We start from the raw sequence: 15,983 nt of genomic DNA, 5'->3' as shown, positions 1-15,983 counted from the left end.
CACGGCCAACCCGTTACTCAGCTCAGGCTGGCCATCACCCTGGCACGGTGGACCGAACCGGTCCCCCAGGCCGAGTGCAGGGCGCGGACCTTGGATAACCAGAGGCTGAGGTCGTTCTCGACGGTATAGCCGATGGCACCGTGAACCTGCAGTGCGGTGCGCGCCGCACGATAGGCGGCATCACCTGCCGCGACTTTGGCCGCCGACACGGGCACGGCGTTGAGCGCGGCGCCGTGCACCAAGGGGCGGGCGAGTTCGAGGGCGACGTGGACTGACGCCAGGTGATGCTTCACCGCTTGGAACGAGCCGATGGTCTTGCCGAACTGAGTGCGTTGCTTGACGTACTCGACGGATTTCGCCAGCAGTGCCCGGCCTGCACCCAGCAGCTGTGCTGAGCACGCCAACACGCCTCGCTCGAAGGCATCAGGCAGCGGACCGACCTCGGTCGTGGCGGTTACTTCGAACAACGTACGGCACGGATCCACCGAGCTGACCCGGTTGCCCATGGTTGCGGTGAAGAGGGTTCCGTTCTGGAGCACGAACACATGGTCGGCGACATCGGCGTCCACTGCGTACGGCACATGAGGGGGAATGGCCACTGTGGCCAGTAACGCACCGTCCAGGTGGTCAGGCAGCACGGCCAAGGTCTCGATCGCTGGGCCGGGGAGTGCATGGTAGCCGATGGACTCCATGGCGACCACGAGGTCGATGAGCTCTCCGTCCTGCGCGATGCTCGTGACCCCGAGGTCCGCCAGGTGACGCCAGACGGCGAGCCCGGGTTCGTGGTCGCCCGCTGCCCAGGATCTGGCCACATCGGATTTGGCCAGCAGCGCGTCCAGCATGTCCGCGAACTGGGTCTGTTCGGGGGAGAGGGCGAATTTCATCGTGGCAGTCCCAGTATCCGTTCGGCTACGACGTTGCGTTGGATCTCGTTGGTGCCCGCGTAGATCGGTCCGGCGAGCGAGAACAAGTAACCATCGAGCCAGGGCCCATCGGCCTCACCTTCGCCGCCGAGCAAGTCCAAGGCCGTCTCGTGCATGGCGATGTCCAACTCGGACCAGAACAACTTGTTCACACTGGACTCCGCGCCGAGACTGCCACCTTCCATCAGTCGGGTGACCGTCCCAAACGTGTACAAGCGATACGCCTGGGCACCGATCCACGCGTCCACTACGCGATCGCGTAAGGCTGGATCGGGCAACGCGTGCCATAGGTCGACCAGGCGTCCCGCAGTGGCCAGGAACCGCCCAGGGCTGCGCAACGAGAGCCCACGCTCGTTGCTGGCCGTGCTCATCGCGACCTTCCAGCCGTTGTCCACGTCCCCGATCACGTCCTCGTCGGGTACGAACACGTCGTCGAGGAAGATCTCGGCAAAACCCGGCTCACCGTCCAACTGGTTGATCGGCCGAACGGTCACCCCGGGAGCCTTCAGCGAGAACATGAAGTACGTCAGGCCCCGGTGTCTTTCCCCGGATGTCCGGAACAACCCGAAGCCACGGTCAGCGAAAGTCGCACGGGAACTCCACGTCTTCTGCCCGCTGAGCAACCACCCACCGTCGGCCCGAGTCGCCGACGCCCGGATCGCCGCGAGATCACTGCCTGCCTCAGGTTCCGACCACGCCTGCGCCCAGACCTCCTCGGCACTGGCCATTTTGGGCAGCAGCCGCGCGCATTGCTCCGGCGTTCCATGCGCGAACAGCGTAGGCGCCAACAGGAAAATCCCGTTCTGGCTCACCCGCGCGGGTGCACCGGCAGCGTAGTACTCCTCCTCGAAGACGACCCACTGCAGTAAGGACGCGTCCCTGCCGCCGAACTCCTCGGGCCACGAGACCACGGACAGTTGTGCGTCGAAGAGCTTCTTCTCCCAGGCGCGATGGGCTTTGAAGCCTTCGGGTGTGTCCATTGAGGGCAGCGTGTCGGGGACGTTCGTGGCGAGCCAGGTCCGGACTTCGGCTTGGAAGTCCAGGGTGGCGGGGTCGAGGTCGAGATCCATCGGTTCTCATTTCGGGAAGGAGAGCGGGGTTGCAAACCCTCTCACGCCATGGGTATTGGTGCTCGTCACGGTGACTTGCCGCCGGAATGGCAGTGGTATCGCCGAACCAAAACGGCGGTCGCGCCAGGCGCGGGCCTCAGACGCGAACCACGGCGTTCGACACTCTCATTGCCGTTCCTTCATGGAACGGGCGTCGAGACCTGCGAGGGAGTCCTTGGAGACTTCGGCGTTGTGGGCGTGGGCGAAGTGGTGCAGTCCGAACACCGAGTCCATCCCCGTACGCAGGCCCATCAGGTCTTCTGCTTGGTTCACCGCGCGTTTGGCCAGTGCGAGGCCGAACTGGGGCATCTCGGCGATCCGGCCGGCGAGTCGTAACGTCTCCTCGGTCAATGATTCCCGGGGCACGACTCGGTTGACCATTCCCCAATCTAGGGCTTGCTGTGCGCTGAACCGATCTCCGGTGAAGAGCACCTCTTTCGCCGCGCGTGGGCCGAGGACCCAGGGGTGCGCGAAGTACTCGACGCCTGGGATCCCCATTCGCACAACGGGATCCGAGAAGAACGCGTCCTCCGAGGCGACGATCAGGTCGCACACCCACGCCAGCATCAGGCCACCCGCGATGCACGCACCCTGCACCATCGCGATGGTGGGCTTGGGAATCTCGCGCCAGCGGCGGCACATTCCCAGGTATACCTCCATTTCCCGGGCGTAGCGCTGGTCTCCGCCGGGTCGGTCGACGTGGTCCCACCACATCACGGCTTTGCGCTCGAAGGACACGTCGACGTCGCGCTCGGGCGTTCCTATGTCGTGTCCTGCCGAGAAGTGCTTTCCTTCTCCGGCAAGGATGACCACCTTGACTTCGGCGTCGTCCACCGCCGTCGTGAAGGCCGAATCCAGCGCATATGTCATCGCTGAGTTCTGCGCGTTGCGGTAGTCCGGCCGGTTCATCGTGACGATCGCGACCGGGCCTTGCTTGTCGTAGCGGACGACGCTCATGACTCTCCCCTTAGTACTCGCTTCAGCACCTTGCCCGACGGGTTGCGCGGCAGTGCCGCCAGGAACTCCACTCGCCGGGGCACTTTGAAGTTTGCCATGAGGGTCTGACAAAAACTGATGACTTGTTCTTCGGACAGGTCAGCGCCCGGTTTTCGGACTATGTGGGCCTTGCCGACCTCGCCGAGCCGCTCGTCGGGGACGCCGATCACCGCCGCCTCCGCGACCCCTGGCAACCGGGCGAGTGCCTGCTCGACTTCCGCGGGGTACACGTTGAACCCGCCGCAGATGTACATGTCCTTCAACCGGTCGGTGATCGTCAGATTTCCTGCCGCGTCGAGACTTCCGGCGTCGCCGGTGTGCAGCCACCCTTCCTCGTCGATCGCCTCGGCGGTCGCGGCCGGGTCGTCGAGGTAGCCCAGCATCACATTCGGGCCTCGCACAAGGATTTCACCGTTCGGCGCGACACGCACTTCACAGCCTGCCGCCGCGTGGCCCGCGGTGTGCGCTACAGTGGAAGCGTCGTCCGTGGGGGAGCAGAGTGTCACAACAGGACACTCGGTCAGGCCGTATCCGGTGAGTACGGTGTCGCACAGTTCTTTCTGCATGCGTTCGACCAATGCGACGGGCACGACTGCCGCACCTGTGACCGCAAGCCGTATTCGAGGAAAGTCAGCGGGGTGATCCAAAATGGACTGATAGATCGTCGGCGCGCCCGGCAGAACGGTGATACGCTCGAGAGTGGTCAGCCGGATCGTCTCGGCGACATCGAACTTGGCCTGCGGCACGATCGTCGCTCCGGTCAGCAAGCACGTCAGAATCCCTGCCTTGTACCCAAAGCTGTGGAAGAAAGGGTTCACGATGAGGTATCGGTCAGCCGAACTCAGCTCTGTTCTCGACGCCCAGGCCCGTGCGACGGCCAGTGTCTGCCGGTGGGCGCTCATAGCGCCTTTGCTGCGCCCCGTGGTGCCGGACGTATAGAGAATGTCCGCCACGTCGTCCGGTTCGACCGGCGATTCGAACGTGGCTTCCGGCCACTGCATCGGCATCCGGTAGATCCGAACTCGGGAAGCCAGCGTGACATCGGCTTCCAGCAGGTCGGCCTCCCGGTCCACGCCAAGGAATTCGCCTTCCACGAACAACCCTCGAGCACCGCTGCGGTTGATCACATCCAGGGTCTCCGCCGTGGTGAAGCGGGTGTTGATGGGCACCAGAGTGGCGCCCGCGTAGAGCACACCGAGTGCTGACGTCACCCAGTGATGCGTGTTCGGCCCGAAGATCGCCACCCGGTCACCCCGGGTGATACCGCTTGCCCAAAGGCCGTACGCGACTGCCATCACGCGGCTGTGTAACTCGCGGAAACTCAGCCTGACCTGGCCATCGACGACTGCTTCGGCGTCACCGAAGCGCTCGGCCGCTTCGAGGAGCGCGGCGGGGATGGTTTCTCGGCGCACACTCACCTCCTCAAGCAAGTGCTTGGTAGGCTAGCCTACGTGAACGGCGACTTCCGTCAACAGCTGCGCGCCTGGCTCGCGGACAATCTGTGCGGCGAGTTCGCGAAACTGCGTGGTGTCGGTGGTCCCGGCCGTGAGCACGAGCAGTACGAGTTGCGCCGGGAGTGGGACCGAAAACTGGCCAAGGCGGGCTGGAGTTGCCTTGGCTGGCCGGTGGAGCACGGCGGCCGTGGCGTGAGCACGCAGGAACAAGTGATCTTCTACGAGGAGTACGCGGCGGCCAACGCGCCTGCGCGTGTGAACCACATCGGGGAGGAGCTGCTCGGCCCGACGTTGATCGCGTTCGGCACGCCGGAGCAACAAAGCCGGTTCCTGCCGAAGATCCTTGCCGTCGAAGAACTCTGGTGCCAGGGGTACTCCGAGCCGGGTGCCGGATCCGACCTGGCGTCGGTGTCCACAACGGCCACAGTGGACGGCGACGACTGGGTGATCACCGGGCAGAAGGTCTGGACGTCGTTGGCACACGAGGCGGACTGGTGTTTCGTGCTGGCCCGTACCGAACCAGGGTCACGTCGGCGGGACGGCCTGTCGTACCTGCTGGTGCCGATGCGTCAGCCGGGTGTGCAGGTCCGGCCGATCCGGCAGCTCACCGGGACGTCGGAGTTCAACGAGGTCTTCTTCGACAACGCCAGGACTGCCAAGGACATGGTCGTCGGCGAGGTCGGCGACGGCTGGCGGGTGGCCATGGCGACGCTCGCCTTCGAGCGCGGCGTGGCGACATTGGGACAACAGGTCGGTTTCCGGCGGGAACTGGACGCCTTGATCGATCTGGCCAAGCGGAACGGAGCAATCGATGACCCGGTTATCAAGGAGCGCCTGACCCGGTCGTGGATCGGTCTCGAGGTGATGCGGGCGCACGCCTTACGGACGTTGTCGCGCAAGGATCCCGGCTACGAGGCGTCAGTGTCGAAGCTGGTGTGGGCGCGGTGGCACCGTGAGCTGGGCGAGCTCGCGATGCAGGTTCGCGGCCCCGAGTCGATGGTCGCGGTGGACGGTGACCTGGACGAGTGGCAGCGGTTGTACTTGTTCAGCCGCGCGGACACCATCTACGGCGGCTCGGACGAGATCCAACGCACCATCATCGCCGAGCGTGTGCTCGGCCTGCCGAAGGAACCTCGCGCATGAACTATCCCGAGGGACACAACCTTCTCGAAGGCAAGACAGTCGTGGTGACGGCGGCCGCCGGCACCGGGATCGGCTCGGCCACCGCACGACGCTGCCTGGAAGAAGGCGCGTCCGTGGTGATCAGCGACCACCACGAGCGCAGGCTGGCCGAGACACTGGACGCGCTGAAAGGCGAGCACGACGGCCGGGTCGCCGCGCTGACGTGCGACGTGACCGACGAGGAGCAGGTGCAGGCGTTGGTGCTCGGCGCGGCGAACACCTTCGGCCGGATCGACGTGATGATCAACAACGCCGGTCTCGGCGGCACGAAGTCCGTGCTGGACATGACCGACGACGAGTGGGCAAGGGTGCTGGACGTGACGCTGAACGGCACCTTCCGGTGCACGCGGGCGGCGTTGAAGCAGATGGTGGAGCAAGGCGACGGTGGTGCCATCGTCAACAACGCGTCGGTGGTCGGCTGGCGAGCACAACGCGGCCAGGCGCACTACGCCGCGGCCAAAGCCGGTGTCATGGCGTTCACCAGATGTGCGGCGATGGACGCGGCTGAGTACGGGATCAGGATCAACGCGGTGGCGCCGAGCCTGGCCGCGCATCCGTTCCTCGCCAAGGTGACCAGCGAGGAACTGCTGACCGAACTGGCCGAGCGGGAGGCTTTCGGGCGCGCCGCGCAGCCGTGGGAGGTCGCGAATGTGATGGTGTTCCTGGCCAGCGACCTCGCCTCGTACATGACCGGCGAGGTGGTGTCGGTGAGCAGTCAACACCCTTGATGAGGAGTAGCAGGTGAAGAAGGAGTCAGGGGCGCCGGTCGGTGTGTCAGCGCGTCGCGCCGAGCTGTTGCGGCTGGCCGCCGAGATGTTCGCCGAGCGCGGGTTCCGCGCGACCACCGTGCGGGACATCGCGGACGCCGCGGGCATCCTGTCGGGCAGTCTGTACCACCACTTCGACTCCAAGGAGTCCATGGTGGACGAGATACTGACCGGCTTTCTCGACGAGCTGTTCAGCCGGTACCGGCAGATCGTCGAGTCCGGCCTGCCGCCGAAGGCGACGCTCGAGGCGATCGTGGTCGCCTCGCTGGAGAGCATCGACAAGCAGCACGCGGCGGTCGCGATCTACCAGAACGACGCCAAATACCTGGCGACGTTCGACCGGTTCGGCTACATCGCCGAGCGTGGCGTCGAGTTCCGCAAGATCTGGGTCGGCGTGCTCGAGGAAGGCGTGCGGGCCGGGGCGTTCCGGCCGGACCTCGACGTCGAGCTGGTGTACCGGTTCATCAGGGACACCGTGTGGGTCGCCGTGCACTGGTACCGGCCAGGCGGCCAGCTTTCCGCGCAGGACGTGGCGGAGCAGTACCTCGGCATCCTGCTCGACGGCATCTCGACCCGCCGACGGCCAGTTCGCCGTCCCTGAAGGGAGAAACATCCGTGTCCGAGGCGTACATCATCGATGCCGTACGCACTCCGGTCGGACGGCGTGGCGGCGCGCTGTCCGGCGTGCACCCGGCCGACCTGGGAGCACACGTGATCAAAGCGCTGTTCACCGACAGCCCGGTCGACCCGGGCGAGGTCGACGACGTGATCTTCGGCTGCGTGGACACACTCGGCCCGCAGGCCGGGGACATCGCGCGGACCGCGTGGCTGGCCGCGGGATTCCCCGAGGAGGTCCCCGGGGTGACGGTGGACCGGCAGTGCGGTTCGAGCCAGCAGGCGTTGCACTTCGCCGCGCAGGCGGTGATGAGCGGCTCGGACCTGGTCGTGGCCGGTGGCGTGCAGAACATGAGCCAGATCCCGATCGGCTCGGCGATGGTGGTCGGCGAGCAGTTCGGGTTCCCGACCCCGGTGCACGGCTCACAGGGCTGGGACCACAGATACGGCTCGGAGGAGGTTTCCCAGTTCCGGTCGGCGGACATGATCGCCACCCGGTGGGATCTGTCCAGGGCCGAGATGGAGGAGTTCGCTCTCGCCAGTCACCGGAAAGCCATCGAGGCGCAGGATTCTGGGCGCTTCACGCGCGAGATCGTGCCAATGGACGGCTTCGAACACGACGAAGGCCCGCGCAGGGACACCGATCTGGCCAAGATGGCCAAGCTCGCGCCGTTACGCCCGGACGGTCGGGTGACAGCTGCGTTGGCGAGTCAGATCTCCGACGGGGCGAGTGCCGTACTCGTGGCGTCGGAACGGATGGTGTTGCGGCACAAGCTGACTCCACGTGCTCGCGTGCACCACATGTCCGCTCGTGGGGCTGACCCGATCTACATGCTGACCGCGCCGATCCGCGCCACCCGGCATGCACTGGAACGTGCTGGCATGAGCGTGTCCGACATCGACCTGTTCGAGGCCAACGAAGCGTTCGCGAGCGTGGTTCTGGCCTGGGCCAAGGAACTCAAGGTCGACCTCGACCGGGTGAACGTCAACGGCGGTGCCATCGCACTCGGCCATCCGATCGGCGCAACCGGAACCCGGCTGTTCACCACGTTGCTGCACGAACTGGAGCGCACATCGGGCCGGTTCGGCCTGCAGACCATGTGTGAAGGAGGCGGCCAGGCGAACGTCACGATCATCGAACGGCTCGGCTGAAACTGGTCACAGCCCGCGTAGTGGACCGGTTTACTGTTCGATCATGCAGCCACTTGGCGGACTCGTCAGCGTCCATCCGGTCGCCAACGGGCGGCGTTGGCTCGCTGCCTTGGTCTACCTGCTCGGCGCGGCCGTGCCTGCGGGCGTGTTCGCGGCGCTGATCGTGTTCTCCATCGTGGGACCGGGCTTCGGCAGAGTGGGCGCGTTCCTGCTGATCCCGGTGATCGTGGTGCTGCCGGTCGCGCTTTTCCAACTGGTCAAGGCGATCTACGGCGGGTTCGCGGAGTCATACGAGGTCTATGAACGTGGTTTCGCGCATGTCCGCTGGGGGCGGCGGCGCAGCTGGACCTGGGACGAGGTCTACGGGCTGGACCCGCGAGAGAAGGGCGGCAATCGCCGGTACGGCTGGGATTTCAGTTGTGCGGTCAGCTTTCACGGTGGTTCCCGGCTGATCTTCACCGGCGTGACCCGTGACGCCAGGCAGCTCGCGGAAACGCTCGAAAGCCACTGTCCGGAGGCTCGCCGGGTTGATTTCGGTGTCGGGTGGGTGGACGACGTCCTGCCGTGGGCGACACCGGTCGCCGCGGTCGGACTCGGCTGGCTGACGTGGTGGGCGATCGACACGATCATCATCAACGACGAGCAGACCGATTCGCTTTCCCCGCACTACGTCGAAGGCGTCGAGCAGTTGTCCGAAGGCGAGATCGGCGGGCTCAGCATGGTGATCCTCTTCAGCGGCCTTGGCGCCGTCGCTGCTGTGGTCGCGTTCATCTGGGTGATGGTGGACCGGTTCCGTTAGTCGTCCACGCCTGCCAGGTTCTCCCGCGTCGACCGGGCAGGCGTGGATCGCCAGGCGGCAGGTGACCGCCTTGCCCAAGGACTCTAGCGCCGCCGCCGTGCGTCCGAGTGCGGGCCACCGACCTGTAGTGACGTCCTGCCACTTTCGGTAGTGCCTACTTTTGGCCCCCGCAGCAACACTGTCGCGTGACTTAGGGTCGGTCGGTTAGCTGGTCGAGAGGTGAGAAGGGCAGAAGTCTATGGGGCCAAGACGCAGATCGCCGGTCGCGTTACGCACGGCGATCGCTTTGGGGGCGTCCGGTCTGGTGATCTTCGGGGTCACCGTGCCGTCCGCAACTGCCGCCGACAACGTCATGAGGGCCGACGGATCGGCGGGCCGCGCGTGCTACGAGTCCGTGCAGTCACGTCGTGCGGCGGGCATCGACCAACGCGAAATGACATCGACCGTCGACGGTCTGATCCAGGCACGCCTCGCACCCCGCGACGGCGCCGAGGGTGACTGGGACCTGGCCGTTTTCGACAAGGCGACGGGGAAGGTCGTCGCCGCTTCGGCGGCGTTGCGCAGCCGTGAGCTCGCCGAGAGCTTCGTCAAGAAGGACCAGCAGTTGATCGTGCAGGCATGCCGGTACTCCGGCTCGGCCCGCACTGTCACTGTTGGCGTCGACTTCCTTGCGCTCACCCCGCAAGGCACTCCGACCGGCGTCGCCGAGCAGGCGCAGCGCGCGGAGGTCGTGCGCGTGGAAACGCCGGAGCGCACAGACAAGAGCAAGCTCCTCGCGCTGGGCCTCGACGTGACCGAAAAGGGTGACGAGACCGGCATCGAGGTCGTGCTGGCCGACGACGCCGACCGCAAGACCCTCCGGGACAGTGGATTGCGGTCCACCGTGATCAACCCCGACCTGTCGAAGACCTCACGCGAGGACGCGGCCAGGGACCGGGAGTACGCCGCGACCACCCAGGCTTCCGGCCTGCCGTCCGGCCGCACCAGCTACCGGCACCTCTACGAGTACGAGTTCGAACTCAAGGAGCTGGCACGCAAGAACCCCAAGCTGGTCAAGGCGTTCACCCTGCCCAACCCCTCCGTTGAGGGCCGGGACGTGCTCGGCGTGGAGATCGCCACCGACGTGGCCAACATTGCCGACGGCAAGCCGGTCAACTTCACCATGGGTGTGCACCACGCGCGCGAGTGGCCGGCTTCCGAGCACGCCATCGAGTGGGCGTACGAGCTCGTCAACGGCTATCAGAAGGACCCGGCGATCAAGTCGCTGGTCGGCAAGACCCGCAACATCGTCGTGCCGATCGTCAACCCGGACGGCTTCTCCATCTCGCGTGAGGCCGAGCCCAAGGGCGACTTCTCGCGGTTCGACTACGAGATGAAGCGCAAGAACTGCCAGGCCGCGGACTCGCCGCCGCAGTTCCGTACCGGTGTGTGCAAGGCCAACCCGGCCGGCCGGGAGCGTGGCACGGACCCGAACCGCAACTACGCCACGTTCTGGGGCGGCAACGGTGCCAGCCCGAACTGGAACAGCGACACGTTCCGCGGCGCCGGGCCGTTCTCCGAGCCGGAGACCCGCAACATCCGTGAACTCGTGTCCAAGCGTCAGGTCACCAACCTGATCACGCTGCACACGTACGGCAACCTGATCCTGCGTCCGCCGGGCGTCGCCGACACCCGCGCGCCGTTGGACGAGCCGGTGCTCAAGGCACTCGGTGACAAGATGGCGTCCCGCAACGGATACCGCAGCATTCCTTCGTGGGGCCTGTACGACACAACCGGAACGACCGAAGACTGGTCGTTCTGGTCGACCGGCGGCCTCGGCTACACCTTCGAGATCAACACCGCTGGCTTCCACCCGCCGTTCCAGAACGCTGTCGTGGCCGAGTACACCGGCACGGCTCCGGCGGCAGGCGCGGGCAAGGGCGGCAACCGGGCGGCGTTCCTCGACATGCTCGGCAGTGCGGCCGACCCGGCACAGCACGCGACGCTGATCGGTTCGGCGCCGCGCGGCTACCAGCTCAAGCTGCACAAGACGTTCCAGACGCCGACCTCGCCGGTGCTGCAGCCGGACGGCTCGACCAAGCCGCCGATCTACGTCACCGACACGCTCGACTCGACGTACTCGTCGACCGGTGGCCGGTTCGCGTGGTCGGTCAACCCGTCGACCCGTCCGTACGTGGCCGGTCGCTACGGCCGTGAACCGCAGGGGCCGCCGCAGGCGACGTTGCCGTTGGCCAACCCGGCTGGCGTTCCCGCGGAGAACACGCAGTACCCGGGCAACCCGGTCGCCGAGAGCATGCCGTTCACCATCAAGGGCTTGCCCGAAGTGGACAACGGCCGGTTCGACGTGGTCGTGGAATGGGCTTCCACGGACACCGACTGGGACCTGTACGTCTACAACGCGGCCGGTGAACTGGTCACGTCGTCGGCGGCAGGCGGTACGAAGTCGGAGCGGGCGACCCTGTTCGACCCGCCGCCCGGCAACTACACCGCGGTGATGGTCAACTACGACCAGGTCGACCCGGCCAACCCGGATGACTGGGGCAACGGCCGGATCGAGTTCGCCCCCCCGATCCCGCCGACCTACGGCACCAAGGAGGCCTACACCCTCACCTGCACCAACCGGATCGGCAGGCTCGTCGGCATCGCTGACGTGTTCGCCGACCGCGGTCAGACTGTGGATGTGGGCGAGGTCTGCACCAACTCGGCGCGTGCCACCAAGGACCGCCGCCGGTGATGGACTAGAGAAGCAAGGAAAGGGGCAGGCCACGCGGCCTGCCCTTTTCGTTGATTGAGGCTCAGCCGCAGATGAGCCTGGCGTCGGCCCAGTCGGTGTGGTCGCTGTTGTTGCCGTCGCCCGCGTCCGTGCTGATCAGCCGGACCAGCGTGGCGCCGGTGATGTCGGCACGCAAAGGCTTGGCGGGCATCAGGTTCGTCAGCACGCCACTGTCGGCGACCTTCTGGCCGTCGGCCCAGATTTCGAACGTGGCTGTCCCGTTGTTGCCCTTTTCGTCGTCGAGGCCGACGTCGGCAGTCACCGCGGTACAGCGACCCGCCACGTAGTACTCGACGACACCGGGGGCGTGTGTGCCGAGTCCCTTGGCGTACTGAACCCCGTTGATGGTGATGACGTTGCCGTCACCGGCACGGCGTTCACCGTTGCTGCGGTCGAGTTCAACCGGGCCGAAGCCATTGGTCACCCGCAACCACTTGACGTCACTGGCAAAGGACGTCCCCGAAGGTGGCGCTCCTGGAACGACGACCTCGAGGGTGTAGGGAAGCGTCACGTCTGGCCGGTACGAAGCCTGTCCCTGCAACACATACGTGCCAGGCGCGAGTCCGGCAGGCACGCCAACGGTCCACTTTGTCGTAAAAGACTGGTCCGTCCGCAGGACGACCGCTGAGGTCGGTGAGTCCGCGCGGACCGTCCATCCGGAGGGCGCACTCAACGTCGAGGAGGCGAACAACGCCGGAGCACGGCCGTTGTTGGTGATGCTGGTCGTGACCGTCGTAGTAGTACCTGGTGTGACGATTGGCAAAGCGCCGGGATACACGGTCTCGATGGAAGCGCCAGCGTGGACTGCGGGCGGGTACTGCGCCCATGAACGATCCATGCTCACGCGGAACATCGCGCTGCCGTGCGGTGGCAGCGTCGCGGAAATCGTTCCAGCGGTGTGGGAATCGGTGTGTGCCCAGAGGTCGCGCAACCGGTACGCGGGCGCGCGGGGCAGGCCGAGTTCCGCTGCCGAAGTGGCGATCTGCCCGGTCGTTTCGCCTTCGTTGAACAGCAGGACCGCTTTGTCGCCGTTGCGCAAAGGCTTCACCAGTACGTGCAGGCCGCCGACGGACTTGGTCAGTTTTCCTTGGACGCCAAGAGGATCCTGGTCGACCGCGATCACTTCCCGGTTGCCGAGGATGTCGAACGTGGCCGGGCTGACCTTGCGCAGGTCGGCGCCGATCAGCAAGGGCGCGGCCATGATCGCCCACAGCCCGAAGTGCGACCGGTACTCGGTGTCGGTCATCCCGCCGTTGCCGACTTCGAGCATGTCCGGGTCGTTCCAGTGCCCCGGGCCCGCGTAGTCCGCCAGCTCCCAGTTGCGCTTGGCGATGTTCAGCATGCTGCTGTAGTTGTCGCTGATGTCGCCGGTTGTCCGCCACAGGTGGCCGACGTCGGCGGCCCATTCCCACGGCTTGTTCTGGCCCCACTCGCAGATGGAGAACACGATCGGCCGGCCAGTCCGGCGCAAGGCGTCGCGCATGGTCGTGTAGCGCAGCCGGGCGTCGACGCCTTGGTTGTTGCAGTTGTCGTACTTCAGGTAGTCCACGCCCCACGACGCGAACAGGTTGGCGTCCTGCTGCTCGAAGCCGAGGCCGCCGGGGAAGCCCGCCGAGTTGCAGGTCTTGGTGCCCGCGCTGGTGTAGATGCCGAACTTCAGGCCTCGATCGTGCACGTAGTCGGCGACGTGCTTGATGCCGTTGGGGAATCGGACCGGGTCGGGGACGAGGTTGCCGTCGGGACCACGTTGCGGCAGGGCCCAGCAGTCGTCGAGGTTGACGTACTGGTAGCCGGCGTCCTTCAGGCCTTTCGACACGAAGATGTCGGCGATGCCTTTGACCATCGCCTCGTTGAAGTCGGCCCGGCAGTGGGTCGAGTTCCAGTTGTTGAAGCCCATGGGCGGCGTCAGGGCGAGCCCATCGCCCGGGGTGACGGCTGCGGACGCGGCCGGGGCGCTGACCCCGGCCGCGACCAGGAGACTGGTGATGAGCACTCGGATATACATCGGACCTCACCGGTAGAACGTCCAGGACAATCCGGGCGGCGAGGTCCGAATGTAATCGATTACATCGGGTCTTAGGAACAGGTGATTCGAGTATCCGCCCAGTCGGCGTGATCGTTGCTGTTGCCGTCACCGCCGTCGGCGGCGATCAACCGGACAAGGATCGCACCCGTGATGTCCGCCGACAGCGACTTGGCGGGCATCAGGTTGGTCAGCACGCCGCTCTCGGTGACCTTGCGGCCGTCGGCCCAGATCTCGAAGTTCGCCGAGCCTTTCGGGTCCTGCTCGTCGTCCATGCCGACATCCGTGGTCACTGACGTGCACTTCCCGTCGACGTAGTACTCGATGACGCCGGGCGAGTGCGCACCGAAGCCCTTCTCGTACCGCACACCCTGGATGGTGATCGGGTTCCCGTCGCCACCCTGCGCTTCGTGGTTGCTCTTGTCGATCTCGACCGGGCCCCAGCCGTTCGTGGTACGCAACCATGGGAAGTCGGACAAGAAGCCGGTGCGGGGCGCGGGTTGCGGCACCACGACTTGCAACGCGTACGAAGCAGTCCCGCCAGGTTGGTACTTGGCGTTGACCTGCAACGAATAAGACCCTGGCTTGGCCGAGGCCGGTGCCTTCACTGTCCACTTGGTACTCAGTGACTGCCCGGTGCGCAGCACGAGCCGAGACGACGGGGAACCCGCCTGAACACTCCACCCGGCCGGTGCCGCCAATGAGGCGTCGACCTGCACGGCAGGCAGGCGGCCGTTGTTGGCCACGGCCGTGGTCACCGTGGTGTCGTGGCCAGGGCGAACAAGTGGAAGGGCGCCGGGGTAGACGGTCGCAGTGTCCACGGACGCCTCAACAAAGGACGGATACGCGGCCCAGCGCGGGTCCATGCTCACCCGGAACATCGCGCTGCCGTGCGGCGGCACGGTCGCGGAAATCTCGCCCGCGGTGTGCCGGTCAGTCCGTTCCCACAGGTCACGCACCTTGTACCCGGCCGCACGTGGCAGCCCGATCTCGGCGGCGGACGTCGAGATCCGGCTCTGCTGCTCGCCTTCGTTGAACAGCAACACCGCCTTGTCGCCGTTGCGCAACGGCTTGACGAACACGTGCAGCCCGTTCGCCGACTTGATCGGCTTGCCCTGGACGCCGAGCGGGTCCTGGTCGACCGCGATGACCTCGCGGTTGTTCAGGATCTCGAACGTCTCCGGGGTCGCCTTGCGCAGGTCGCTGCCGATCAGAAGCGGAGCCGCCATGATCGCCCAGAGGCTGAAGTGCGACCGGTACTCGATGCCCGACATGCCGCCGTTGCCGACTTCGAGCATGTCCGGGTCGTTCCACCGGCCAGGCCCGGCGTGCTCGGCCAGTGCCCAGTTCTGTTTGGCGATGCCCAGCATGCTGCTGTAGCTGTCGCTGATGTCGTACGTGGTGCGCCACATGTGCCCGACATCCGCGGCCCACTCCCACGGCTTGTTCTCGCCCCACTCGCAGATCGAGTACAGGATCTTCCTGCCGGTCTTGGCGAGTGCGTCGCGCATGGCGATGTAGCGCTGCTTGGCGTCGACACCTTGGTTGTTGCAGTTGTCGTACTTCAGGTAGTCCACGCCGTAGGACGCGAACAGGTCGGCGTCCTGCTGCTCGTAGCCCAGTGATCCGGGGAAGCCGTTCTCGTTGCACGTCATGGTGCCCGCGCTGGTGTAGATGCCGAACTTCAGGCCCTTGCTGTGCACGTAGTCGGCGACGTGCTTGATCCCGTTGGGGAATCGCACGGGATCGGGGACGAGGTTGCCGTCCGGGCCTCGTTGCGGCAGGGCCCAGCAGTCGTCGAGGTTGACGTACTGGTAGCCCGCGTCCTTCAGGCCTTTGGACACGAAGATGTCGGCGATGCCCTTGATCATCGCCTCGTTGAACTCTGCCCGGCAGTGGGTCGAGTTCCAGTTGTTGAAGCCCATCGGGGGCGTCAGAGCGAGTCCGTCACCCGGAGTGACGGCGGCGGACGCCTGCGGGATGCCGACGCAGGCGGCGAGCAGCAGGCCAACGCCCGCTGCCACGGTCACGCGTTTCAGAGTCATCGGACCTCACCGTTGAATGTCCAACAGAATCAAACAAAAACCACCATTATCACACCGTCATCTGGGAGTTCTGGCTAGATGCGAAAGGAGGAAGATCCGACGTCTTCTCGACACGCTCGAGATTGCGCCCACATCCGCAGGCCTT

General features: G+C 65.8%; 12 protein-coding genes. 6 read left to right on the top strand and 6 right to left on the bottom strand.

Features of this window, described 5'->3' with window-relative positions:
• Nucleotides 1–17: 17 nt before the first annotated feature.
• The 4 genes from B9C43_RS21860 to B9C43_RS21845 all read right to left on the bottom strand — a co-directional run bounded on the left by B9C43_RS21860 (nucleotide 18) and on the right by B9C43_RS21845 (nucleotide 4,440).
• Nucleotides 18–884, bottom strand: coding sequence for an acyl-CoA dehydrogenase family protein (locus B9C43_RS21860; protein ID WP_084428714.1), 867 nt, complete (start codon nucleotides 882–884; stop codon nucleotides 18–20).
• On the bottom strand, nucleotides 881–1,993 hold the full coding sequence (locus B9C43_RS21855; RefSeq protein ID WP_084428713.1) for an acyl-CoA dehydrogenase family protein: 1,113 nt from the start codon (nucleotides 1,991–1,993) through the stop codon (nucleotides 881–883). Before B9C43_RS21855 ends, B9C43_RS21860 begins: the two co-directional genes overlap by 4 nt.
• Nucleotides 1,994–2,158: 165 nt before the next feature.
• Nucleotides 2,159–2,989, bottom strand: a complete 831-nt coding sequence (locus tag B9C43_RS21850) for an enoyl-CoA hydratase (RefSeq protein ID WP_084428712.1) — start codon at nucleotides 2,987–2,989, stop codon at nucleotides 2,159–2,161.
• Nucleotides 2,986–4,440 (bottom strand): FadD3 family acyl-CoA ligase, encoded by a 1,455-nt coding sequence (locus tag B9C43_RS21845; protein ID WP_084428711.1) that lies wholly within the window; start codon nucleotides 4,438–4,440, stop codon nucleotides 2,986–2,988. The genes B9C43_RS21850 and B9C43_RS21845 overlap by 4 nt, the downstream gene beginning before the upstream one ends.
• A gap of 39 nt (nucleotides 4,441–4,479) precedes the next feature.
• Here B9C43_RS21845 and B9C43_RS21840 point away from each other — a divergent pair, with 39 nt between their 5' ends.
• The 6 genes from B9C43_RS21840 (at nucleotide 4,480) to B9C43_RS21815 (ending at nucleotide 11,731) form a co-directional block, all read left to right on the top strand.
• Nucleotides 4,480–5,625 (top strand): acyl-CoA dehydrogenase family protein, encoded by a 1,146-nt coding sequence (locus B9C43_RS21840; protein WP_084428710.1) that lies wholly within the window; start codon nucleotides 4,480–4,482, stop codon nucleotides 5,623–5,625.
• Nucleotides 5,622–6,392: an SDR family oxidoreductase gene (locus B9C43_RS21835; protein WP_084428709.1), complete on the top strand. Its 771-nt coding sequence runs from the start codon at nucleotides 5,622–5,624 to the stop codon at nucleotides 6,390–6,392. Before B9C43_RS21840 ends, B9C43_RS21835 begins: the two co-directional genes overlap by 4 nt.
• Before the next feature lie 13 nt (nucleotides 6,393–6,405).
• Complete coding sequence (locus B9C43_RS21830; RefSeq protein ID WP_268811577.1) at nucleotides 6,406–7,032, top strand: TetR/AcrR family transcriptional regulator; 627 nt, start codon at nucleotides 6,406–6,408, stop codon at nucleotides 7,030–7,032.
• A gap of 14 nt (nucleotides 7,033–7,046) precedes the next feature.
• Entirely contained in the window at nucleotides 7,047–8,198 is a 1,152-nt protein-coding gene (locus B9C43_RS21825) for an acetyl-CoA C-acetyltransferase (protein ID WP_084428708.1), read from the top strand.
• Nucleotides 8,199–8,241: 43 nt separating this feature from the next.
• Nucleotides 8,242–8,997, top strand: a complete 756-nt coding sequence (locus tag B9C43_RS21820; RefSeq protein WP_084428707.1) for a hypothetical protein — start codon at nucleotides 8,242–8,244, stop codon at nucleotides 8,995–8,997.
• A 352-nt stretch (nucleotides 8,998–9,349) separates the two neighbouring features.
• Nucleotides 9,350–11,731, top strand: a complete 2,382-nt coding sequence (locus B9C43_RS21815; RefSeq protein ID WP_235038793.1) for a M14 family zinc carboxypeptidase — start codon at nucleotides 9,350–9,352, stop codon at nucleotides 11,729–11,731.
• Between the two features lie 61 nt (nucleotides 11,732–11,792).
• Here B9C43_RS21815 and B9C43_RS21810 read toward each other — a convergent pair whose 3' ends face one another.
• Both B9C43_RS21810 and B9C43_RS21805 read right to left on the bottom strand, forming a co-directional pair.
• Entirely contained in the window at nucleotides 11,793–13,775 is a 1,983-nt protein-coding gene (locus B9C43_RS21810; protein ID WP_084428705.1) for an NPCBM/NEW2 domain-containing protein, read from the bottom strand.
• A 71-nt stretch (nucleotides 13,776–13,846) separates the two neighbouring features.
• Nucleotides 13,847–15,838, bottom strand: a complete 1,992-nt coding sequence (locus B9C43_RS21805) for an NPCBM/NEW2 domain-containing protein (RefSeq protein ID WP_084428704.1) — start codon at nucleotides 15,836–15,838, stop codon at nucleotides 13,847–13,849.
• Nucleotides 15,839–15,983 lie beyond the last annotated feature (145 nt).

It is taken from the genome of Kibdelosporangium aridum, from assembly GCF_900176515.1.
Lineage (GTDB): Bacteria > Actinomycetota > Actinomycetes > Mycobacteriales > Pseudonocardiaceae > Kibdelosporangium > Kibdelosporangium aridum.
Note: the sequence above shows the minus strand (reverse complement) of the source record. Positions and strands in the feature narration are given on the sequence as shown.

Bases quoted from the DNA above. Each gene is read 5' to 3' on its own strand.
- B9C43_RS21850 (WP_084428712.1), bottom strand. From the start codon at position 2,989: ATGAGCGTCGTCCGCTACGACAAGCAAGGCCCGGTCGCGATCGTCACG.
- B9C43_RS21835 (WP_084428709.1), top strand. From the start codon at position 5,622: ATGAACTATCCCGAGGGACACAACCTTCTCGAAGGCAAGACAGTCGTG.
- B9C43_RS21855 (WP_084428713.1), bottom strand. From the start codon at position 1,993: ATGGATCTCGACCTCGACCCCGCCACCCTGGACTTCCAAGCCGAAGTC.
- B9C43_RS21820 (WP_084428707.1), top strand. From the start codon at position 8,242: ATGCAGCCACTTGGCGGACTCGTCAGCGTCCATCCGGTCGCCAACGGG.
- B9C43_RS21860 (WP_084428714.1), bottom strand. From the start codon at position 884: ATGAAATTCGCCCTCTCCCCCGAACAGACCCAGTTCGCGGACATGCTG.
- B9C43_RS21810 (WP_084428705.1), bottom strand. From the start codon at position 13,775: ATGTATATCCGAGTGCTCATCACCAGTCTCCTGGTCGCGGCCGGGGTC.
- B9C43_RS21805 (WP_084428704.1), bottom strand. From the start codon at position 15,838: ATGACTCTGAAACGCGTGACCGTGGCAGCGGGCGTTGGCCTGCTGCTC.
- B9C43_RS21815 (WP_235038793.1), top strand. From the start codon at position 9,350: ATGAGGGCCGACGGATCGGCGGGCCGCGCGTGCTACGAGTCCGTGCAG.